The 5,674-nt window shown below is 75.8% G+C and carries 1 protein-coding gene; it reads left to right on the top strand.

Going from position 1 to position 5,674, the window contains the following annotated elements:
* On the top strand, positions 1–5,674 hold a 5,674-nt coding region (locus ACFV4N_RS33075; RefSeq protein ID WP_499676583.1), incomplete at both ends, for an SDR family NAD(P)-dependent oxidoreductase.

The following is a 5,674-nucleotide window of genomic DNA, read 5'->3' as shown; positions in this document are numbered from 1 at the left end:
GTATAAGAGACAGCTACCGCCTGGTCGAGTCGTGGGGCCTGCGGCCCGACTACCTGCTCGGCCAGTCCTGCGGGGACATCGCGGCGGCGCACGTCGCGGGCGTGCTGTCGCTCCGGGACGCGGCCACCATGGTCACCGCCCGGGCACAGCTGATCCAGACCACGACCGCCGGCGTGATGGCCACCGTCGCGGCGGGCGCCGACGTGGTGGAGCCGGTCATCGCCGACATCGAGGGCGTGTCGCTCTCCGGTGTCAACAGCCCGAGCGCGGTCACCATCTCGGGGCTGGAGGGCCCGGTCGCGGCGGCGGTGGCGCGCCTGACCGAACTCGGCCACGCGTGCCGCGCGGTCCGGGTCGACCGCGCGGGCCACTCGGTCACGATGGAGCCGATCCAGGACCGGTTCCGGGCCGTGGTGGAGACCCTGACCTATTCGGCCCCGACCATCCCGATGGTGGTGCCCGCCGAGGTGCTGCGCACCCCCGAGTTCTGGGTCCGGCAGATGCGCGACGTGGTGGACCTCGCCGGCGGCGTGGCCCGGCTGCGCGAGCTCGGCGTCACCCGGTTCGTCGAACTGTCGCCCGCCGCGTCGATGACCGGCCACGTGCGCGAGTGCCACGGCGACGAGCCGGTGGTGGTCGTGCCGGCCCTGCGCGGCCGGCGCGACGAGGTGGAGGGCATCGCGACGGCGATGGCCACCCTGCACAACGCCGGCGTCGAGGTGGACTGGGCGGCCTTCTTCGCCGGCACCGGCGCGCACCGCGTCGACCTGCCCACCTACGCGTTCGAGCACGAGCGCTTCTGGCTCGAGACCAGCCACGTCGGGGGGCACGACCTCGGCTCGATCGGCCTGCGCCCGGTGGACGCCCCGCTCCTGGGCGCCGGCGTCTCGCTCGCCAACGACGGCGGCTTCCTGTGCACCGGCCGGCTGTCGCTCTCCACCCAGCCCTGGCTCGCCGACCACGCCCTGTTCGACCGCGTCCTGCTGCCCGGCACCGCGTTCGTCGAGTTCGCGCTGCGCGCGGCGGACCAGGTCGGCTGCGAGCTGGTCGAGGACCTGACCATCGAGGCCCCGCTGCTGCTGGGACGAGGCGGCGTGGCGCTGCAGATCGTGGTCGGCGAGCCGGAGGGGCCCACCGGCCGGCGGTCGATCACCATCTGGTCGCAGCGGCAGGACCCGGACTCGCCCGACCTCGACGCGGCCTGGACCCGGCACGCCGGCGGCTTCGTCTCACCGACCGCCGGTGCGAGGCGTGACGACCCCGAGATGGCCGAGTGGCCACCCGCCGGTGTCGAGGAGGTCGGGCTCGACGACCTCTACGAGACCTTCGCCGCGGCCGGGTACGGCTACGGGCCGGTGTTCCGCGGCCTGAAGGCCGCCTGGCTGCGGGACGGGGAGGTCTTCGCCGAGGTGGCCCTGCCCGAGCACGTGGCCGACGCCGGCGCGTACGGCGTGCACCCCGCCCTGCTGGACGCCGCCCTGCACGCGATCGCGGTCACCGGCACCAACCGGGGCGTCGTCCCGTTCGCGTGGGAGGGCGTCCGGCTGCACGCCGTCGGCGCCTCCGCGCTGCGCGTGCGGCTGACCCCCGTGGGGACGGACGCGGTGGCGCTGCTGGCCGCCGACGGTACCGGCCGCACGGTGCTGTCCGTCGACTCGCTGACCTTGCGGTCCGCCACCGCGGAGCAGGTCGCCGAGGGCGCGCCGCGGGCCCACGACTCCCTCTACGAGGTCGAGTGGGTCCCGGCGGGCGAGGTCGAGGTCTCGTCGCCCACCGGTTGGGCGAACCTGGGCGGCGGAGCGCCCGCGACGGGCACGGCGCACGACGGCTTCCCCGCGCTGCGCGCCGCCCTCGACGCCGGGGCCGAGCCGCCCTCCGTGGTGCTGGCCGCCCCCGTGCACGACCTCGGTCGCGACACCGCCGAGGAGGTGCGCTCGGGCGTCGACCAGGCGCTCGACCTGGTGCGCCACTGGCTGGCCGACGAACGGCTGGCCGGCTCGCGGCTGGTCCTGGTCACCCGCGGCGCGCTGGCCACGTACGACGGCGAGCGCGTCCACGACCTGGTCGGCGCGGCCCTGCACGGCCTGTTCCGCTCGGCGCGCGCCGAGAACCCGGGCCGGTTCGCCCAGGTCGACCTCGCGCCCGGCGAGCCCGACGAGGCCGTGGTGTCGGCGCTGGACGCCGGGGAGGACGAGGTCGCCGTGCGCGCCGGCGCGGTCCTGGTGCCGCGCCTGGTCAAGGTGTCCCCGTCGACGACCCTCGCCGTGCCGGAGGGGTCGACCGCGTGGCGCCTGTCCGCACCCCGCCCCGGCACCCTGGACGGGCTCGCCCTGGTCGAGTCGCCGGAGGCGGTCGCGCCCCTGGCCGAGGGCTGGGTGCGGGTGGCCGTCCGAGCCGCCGGCATGAACTTCCGGGACGTCATGTCCACCCTCGGCCTCGTCCGCGGTCAGGAGGTGCTCGGCGGCGAGGGGGCCGGCGTGGTGACCGAGGTCGGCCCGGGGGTCACCGGCCTCAAGCCCGGCGACCGGGTGATGGGCCTGTTCTACGGGCCGTTCGGGCCGCTGGCCGTGGCCGACCACCGGATGGTGGTGCCGATCCCGGACGGGTGGTCGTACCTGGAGGCCTCGACCGTCCCGATCACCTACCTGACCGCGTACTTCGGGCTCGTCGACGTGGCGGACCTGCGACCCGGGGAGTCCGTGCTCGTCCACGCCGCCGCCGGCGGCGTCGGCATCGCGGCCGTGCAGCTGGCCACCCACCTGGGCGCGGAGGTCTTCGCCACCGCCAGCCCCGCCAAGTGGCCGGCCGTCCACGAGCTGGGCATCCCCCGCGACCGCATCTCGAACTCCCGCACCGCGCAGTTCGAACCCGACCTGCTCGCCGCCACCGACGGCCGTGGCGTCGACGTGGTCCTCAACTCGCTCACCAACGAGCTCGTGGACGCCTCGCTGCGGCTGCTGCCGCGCGGCGGCCGGTTCGTCGAGATGGGCAAGACCGACATCCGCGACGCCGACCGGGTGGCCGACGCGTTCCCCGGTGTGCGGTACCAGGCCTACGACCTGCTCGCGGTGGCGCCCGAACGGGTGCGCGAGATGCTGGTCGAGGTGCTGGACCTGTTCGACCGCGGCGTCCTGACCCTGCCCCCGATCACCACCTGGGACGTCCGCCGGGCTCCGGGCGCGTTCCGCTTCCTCAGCCAGGCCCGGCAGGTCGGCAAGCTCGCCCTCACCGTCCCGGTCCCCCACGACCCGGCGGGGACCGTGCTGCTGACCGGCGCCTCCGGCACGCTGGGCGGCCTGGTCGCCCGGCACCTGGTCGCCGAGCACGGCGTCCGCAACCTGGTGCTGGCGAGCCGGCGCGGCCCGGACGCACCCGGAGCCGCCGAGTTCGCCACCGAGCTGACCGGGCTCGGCGCCTCGGTGACGACCGTCGCCTGCGACGTCTCCGACCGCGCGTCGCTGCTCGGGGTGCTGGCCGCGATCCCCGCCGAACACCCGCTGACCGCGGTCGTGCACGTCGCGGGCGCCAGCGACGACGGCCTCGTCGGCTCGCTGACGACCGAGCAGGTCGACAAGGTGTTGCGCCCCAAGGTGGACGCCGGTTGGCTCCTCCACGAGCTGACCCGGGACCTCGACCTCTCCGCCTTCGTGCTGTTCTCCTCCGCCGTCGGGGCGTTCGGCGCGCCGGGCCAGGCCAATTACGCCGCCGCCAACGCGTTCCTGGACGCCCTCGCCCGGCACCGCCGCGCGTCGGGGCTGCCCGCCGTCTCGCTCGACTGGGGCCTCTGGGCCACCGTGAGCCGGATGTCGGCCTCCCTCCAGGAGGCCGACTGGGAACGGATGGCACGCGGCGGCGTCAAGGCGATGTCCGACGAGGAGGGCCTGGCCCTCTTCGACGCGGCCCTCACCGTCGGCGCCCCGGTGGTGCTGCCGGTCCGGCTCGACCTGGCCGCGTTCCGCGGCGAGGTGCCGCCCCTGCTGCGCAACCAGGTCCCCGGGCGGGTGCGACGCGCCGTCGTCGCGAGCGGCGGCGACGCCGGTTCGTGGACCCGCCGCCTGCTCGCCATGCCGCCGGCCGCCCGGCAGCGGGTCGTGCTGGACGCCGTCACCGCCGAGACCGCGGCCGTGCTCGGGCACGCGTCGGCGTCGAACCTCTCGCCGGAGCGGAACTTCAAGGACGTCGGCTTCGACTCGCTGGCCTCGGTCGAGCTGCGGAACCGGATCACCGCGCTGACCGGCCTGCGGCTGCCGGCCACGGTGGTCTTCGACCACCCGAACCCGGCTTCGCTGGCCGAGTACGTGCTCGGCGAGGTGGTCGGCGCCGGCTCCCCCGCGCCGGCCGCACCGAGGACCGCCACGGCCGGCGCCGGCGACGACCCGATCGCCATCGTCGGCATGGCCTGCCGCTACGGCGGCGGGGTCGACTCGCCGGAGGCGCTGTGGGCGATGGTCGAGGAGGGCCGGGACGCCGCCGCGGAGTTCCCGTCCGACCGCGGCTGGAACCTGGCCGAGCTGTTCGACCCCGAGCCCGGCCGCCCGGGCACGACCAACGCCAGGGCGGCCGGCTTCCTGCCCGGCGCGACCGCGTTCGACCCCGAGTTCTTCGGCATCTCACCGCGCGAGGCCACCGCGATGGACCCGCAGCAGCGCCTGCTGCTCGAATCGGCGTGGGAGGCGTTCGAGCGCGCCGGCATCGACCCGACGGCGCTGCGCGGCACGAAGTCCGGCGTGTTCGTCGGCCTGAGCGCCAACGACTACGGCAACCTGCTCGCGCGCGGGTCGCGCGGTCTGGAGGGCCACCTGCTGACCGGCACGGCGCCCAGCGTGGCCTCGGGCCGCATCGCCTACGAGTTCGGCCTCGAAGGACCCGCGTTGACGGTCGACACCGCCTGCTCGTCCTCGCTGACCACGGTGCACATGGCGGCCCAGGCGCTGCGGACCGGTGAGTGCGACCTCGCGCTGGCCGGCGGCGTGGCCGTGATGTCCACACCGGTGGTGTTCCAGGAGTTCGCGCTCCAGGGCGGCCTCTCCCCGGACGGCCGCTGCCGGGCGTTCGGCGCGGGCGCGGACGGCACCGGCTGGGCCGAGGGCGTCGGGCTGCTCGTGCTGGAGCGCCTGTCGGACGCCCGCCGCAACGGCCACCGGGTCCTCGCGGTGGTCAAGGGCTCCGCGGTGAACCAGGACGGCGCCTCCAACGGGCTGACCGCGCCCAACGGCCGCTCGCAGCAGCGGGTGATCCGGGAGGCGCTGGCCAACGCCGGCGTCTCGGCCGCCGACGTGGACCTCGTGGAGGGGCACGGCACCGGCACCAGGCTCGGCGACCCGATCGAGGTGCAGGCGCTGCTGGCGACGTACGGGCGGGAGCACACCGGGGAGAGCCCGCTCTGGCTCGGCTCCCTCAAGTCGAACCTGGGTCACGCGCAGGCGGCGGCCGGCGTGGCCGGGGTGATCAAGGTGGTCCAGGCGCTTCGCCACGGCGTGCTGCCCCGGACGTTGAACGCCGACGAGCCCACCCCGCACGCGGACTGGTCGGCCGGCGCGGTGGAGCTGCTGACCGAGGCACGGCCGTGGCCGGAGCGCGACCGGCCCCGGCGCGGTGCCGTCTCCGCCTTCGGGATCAGCGGCACCAACGTGCACGTGGTGCTGGAGCAGGCGCCGGAGCCGGAGCAGCCGCC

Source organism: Actinosynnema sp. NPDC059797, from assembly GCF_042732085.1.
Classification (GTDB): Bacteria; Actinomycetota; Actinomycetes; order Mycobacteriales; family Pseudonocardiaceae; genus Actinosynnema.
The sequence above is the reverse complement of the archived record's forward strand: the minus strand, read 5'-3'. Positions and strand labels throughout refer to the sequence as shown.